Consider the following 3,166-nt stretch of genomic DNA (forward strand, 5'->3'; position numbering starts at 1 on the left):
GGCGATCTGCATCAGATAGCCAATCGTCGGGGGCCTAAACCGGTCCGCGGTGGGTTGCGGCGATGCCATCGCCTCAGCCTCCGGGCCATGCGTTCCCCGGGTGCCGGCCGTCAATGACCGGCCGTCGCTGGCAGTGGGAAGGAACCAGTGCACCTTCATCGAAGGCTCCAGAAGGATCGTCGGGAGGATCAGTCGGATGCGAAGTCGCCGGCCGCGCGAGCCCGCAGGCGGCGGTACACGCCCGGATCGAGGTCGATCGCGCCGACGTCCAGCGCGTGCTGCAGGTGCTGGAGGCTCGCCTGGCCGGGAGGGCGCAGGGTGCCGCCGTCCCGCGTGACCGCGTCCTTGAGCGCGGCGACGAGCTTGGTGTTCTGCTCGGCGAACCCCTCAAGTTGTCCGCCGAGGGAGGGATCGAGGGCGACGAACGTGTAGCCGGTGCTCCACGTGCCGTCCACCTGGTCCCCCATGGGGAAGCCGAAGAGTGACCCAGTGAGGATCTGCACGAGCAGGGAGAGGAGGAAGCCGCGGTGCTCCCCGAAGATCACTGCCGAGCGGGCGGCGTCGGGATCGTCGGTGACGTGCCCGCGCTCGTCCACGAAGCAGTCCTGGGGCAGCGGGGTGTTGCTGCGCCGGGCTTCCCAGAGCAGGCCCATGGGCGCGACGGTGGTGGACATGTCGGCGACGACAGGCTCATCGAGGGTGGGGAAGGCGAAGCTGAGCGGGTTGACGCCGAGGATCGGGGTGCGCCCGCCCAACGGGGTGGCCTCGGCCCGGGAGGTGTTCATGGTGATGCCGATGAGCCCGAGTTCGGCGATGCGCTCGCTCCACTGCGCGAGGATCCCGTACCGCTGCGTGTTGATCATCCCGACGATGCCAGCGCCCAGGGCTGCCGCCTTGTCCACGGCGACGTCGACCGCGTAGGCCGCGCTGACCGGCCCGATCTCACGGCAGGCGTCGATGACCGCCAGCACGCCGTGTTCCTGGACGATCCGCGGGGAGCCTTGACGCTGGGAGAAGAAGCGGGACTCGAAGCAGAACTTCGCGACCCCGTGCGCGGTGCGGCCGCGCAGCTCGCCGGACAGGTAGTGGTCGACGACGAAGGCGGCCTTGTCCTGGGGAACGCCAGCTGCCCGGCAGGCCACGAGCATGAGCTCGCGCGTCGACGCGATCGCCACCTTCACCGCCCGCCCCCCTGTGCCACCGGGCCGAGAGGGAGGGCGGTCGCGAAGGGCGAGGGGGCCGGGCGCCGTGGTTCGCCAGGGCGCGGGACAAGCGCGCTCTGGTGTGCTGGTGGGCGTAAGGATGCTCGCCGATGGCGAGGCCGGACGTGCTGCGGGGGCATGGGGCCCTCCTGCCGTGAAGGGGGTGAGCGGAAGCGGGGTGCGCCGTTTGACGCGTACGGTGGGGACTGCCGACGCGAGGAGCGGGCGGGAGCAAGGTCGCGGCCCCACTGGGGCCGGGAGCGAGCAAGCTGTGTGACTACTGGTACTCGTGTGCCATGCGCGTAAGGATGAGCCTGCCGCGCTCGACGAGGTCGAGACGTTCCTTGGCGAGGCCGGAGTGCAGGTAGGACACACCGAGCCGGGTCGTCAGCAGGCGCAGCACCCGCTCTTCGATGTCGGACAGGGCACGGCCGTAGCCGGTGAGGTAGGCCGCCTTGAGATCGGGACGCGGAACCCAGAGGGCGCCGCACAGCCACACGAACTCCTCGACCGCGATGCCGTGCTGGGACATCGCGAAATCGATCAGGCCATGCCCGTGCCCGCCCTGCTGCGGCTCGGGCTCCCACAGCCAGTTGCGGGTGGAGTAGTCCCCGTGCCGGTACACCACCGGCAAGCCCTCGGCCAGCTCCGGCAGTTCCGCGGCGACCGCGCGCACCAGGGAGCGCTGCGCGGCGTCCAGATGCGCCCAGGTTCTCTCCAGACACGCGGCGGCCTCGTCCGCCTGCCCCCTGATGGATGCACGGACGGCCTCGAGGTCCTGGGGCGGGGCCGGGGCAGAGTGGTCGTGCCAGCGGCGAAGCACGCGGCCGGCGAGCTCGTGCACGTGCCGCTCGACCGCCGGGGCCAGGGGCAGGCCCCGTACGACGCGGCCCGGCAGCGGCGAACTCATGATCGCCTGCAGGCCGGGGTCCGCGGCGAGCAGGCGGGGCGCCTCGTACGGGGCGAGGACCCGCGCGGCGTACGTGTAGCCGGTTACCTCGCGCCGGTAGTCCTTCGCGCTCGGACTGATCTTGACGAAGGCGGCCGCCCCGCCCGCGGGCACCCGCCAGACCCGGGAGTCGCCCCGGGACCAGGAGACGTCCTCGGCCCCGCCCAGGTCCGCCCCCGGCAGATGATCGCTGACCCAGCGTTGCAGGTCAGAGGGGATGGGCGCGTCCTGGGGCACGAGGGGGTTCGCTCCGAATCGCAGAAGGGCAGCAAGAGCCCGTGCCCCGACTGTACTCATGTGAGTCCGGCCGCTGCCGCGGATCGGGTATCGCCCGCGTGCCGCGTACCCCAGAGCCCGGCCCGCCGCCAGCTGAGGTACTGGCGATCTCGCGGCACTGATCATGTCGTCCATATCTTCCTTCCCTCTCTTCTTAGCCGATGCGTTCACCCAGCGCTTTGTTGATCAAGCCGGTGCGGGCCGGTGCGGCTGTCCCGCCGCAGGCCACCGGGGGCCCGCGGGGGGGGGCAGGGTCAGAAGTAGTCCGCCAGCCACGGCTCGTGCTCCGCGGTGGCCCTCAGGAGCCGAGCCAGGGGCTTGGGGTCCGCGTCGACTCCGGCGAGCGTGGCGGCGGCCCTGCTGCGGTAGCCCCCGGCGTACCAGACGGCGAACTGGCCTCTGGTGAGGGTGAGGTGCCCTTCGTGCGTGGTGGGCGTCAGCTCTGCTTTGCCGCCGGAGATCTGCAGTGTGAACCGCTCGGTGCTCTCGCCGTCCTCGGTGGCCACCTCGAGCGGCAGGGCGAGTTCTATGTCGTCGAGCCAGCCGCGCATCTGCACGGCCTGGCGCACGTCCAGGACCCGCAGCATCCACGGGTGCCAGGCGCGCGCCGCCAAGGAGCCGCAGCGGTGCAGATGGTGCAGCAGGAGCGGGGCGGGCGGCAGGCCGGTCCGCTGGAAGGCCACTGTGGGGATCCGGCTGTTGTACCGGCCGAGGAAGGCGAACATGGCGGCGGCCACCT

Annotated in this window: 3 protein-coding genes; all 3 read right to left on the reverse strand. The window is 71.4% G+C overall.

Annotation, left to right across the window (positions count from 1 at the left end; translation table 11 throughout):
- Window positions 1-188: 188 nt before the first annotated feature.
- Window positions 189-1,181, reverse strand: a complete 993-nt coding sequence (locus tag ACFWZ5_RS45840; RefSeq protein ID WP_384893163.1) for an Ldh family oxidoreductase — start codon at window positions 1,179-1,181, stop codon at window positions 189-191.
- A gap of 298 nt (window positions 1,182-1,479) precedes the next feature.
- Window positions 1,480-2,388 (reverse strand): aminoglycoside phosphotransferase family protein, encoded by a 909-nt coding sequence (locus ACFWZ5_RS45845; protein WP_384893166.1) that lies wholly within the window; start codon window positions 2,386-2,388, stop codon window positions 1,480-1,482.
- A gap of 293 nt (window positions 2,389-2,681) precedes the next feature.
- On the reverse strand, window positions 2,682-3,166 hold a 485-nt coding region (locus ACFWZ5_RS45850; protein WP_384893169.1), incomplete at its 5' end, for a sterol carrier protein domain-containing protein.

Origin of the sequence: Streptomyces sp. NPDC059003 (assembly GCF_042740445.1) — a bacterium.
Lineage (GTDB): Bacteria > Actinomycetota > Actinomycetes > Streptomycetales > Streptomycetaceae > Streptomyces.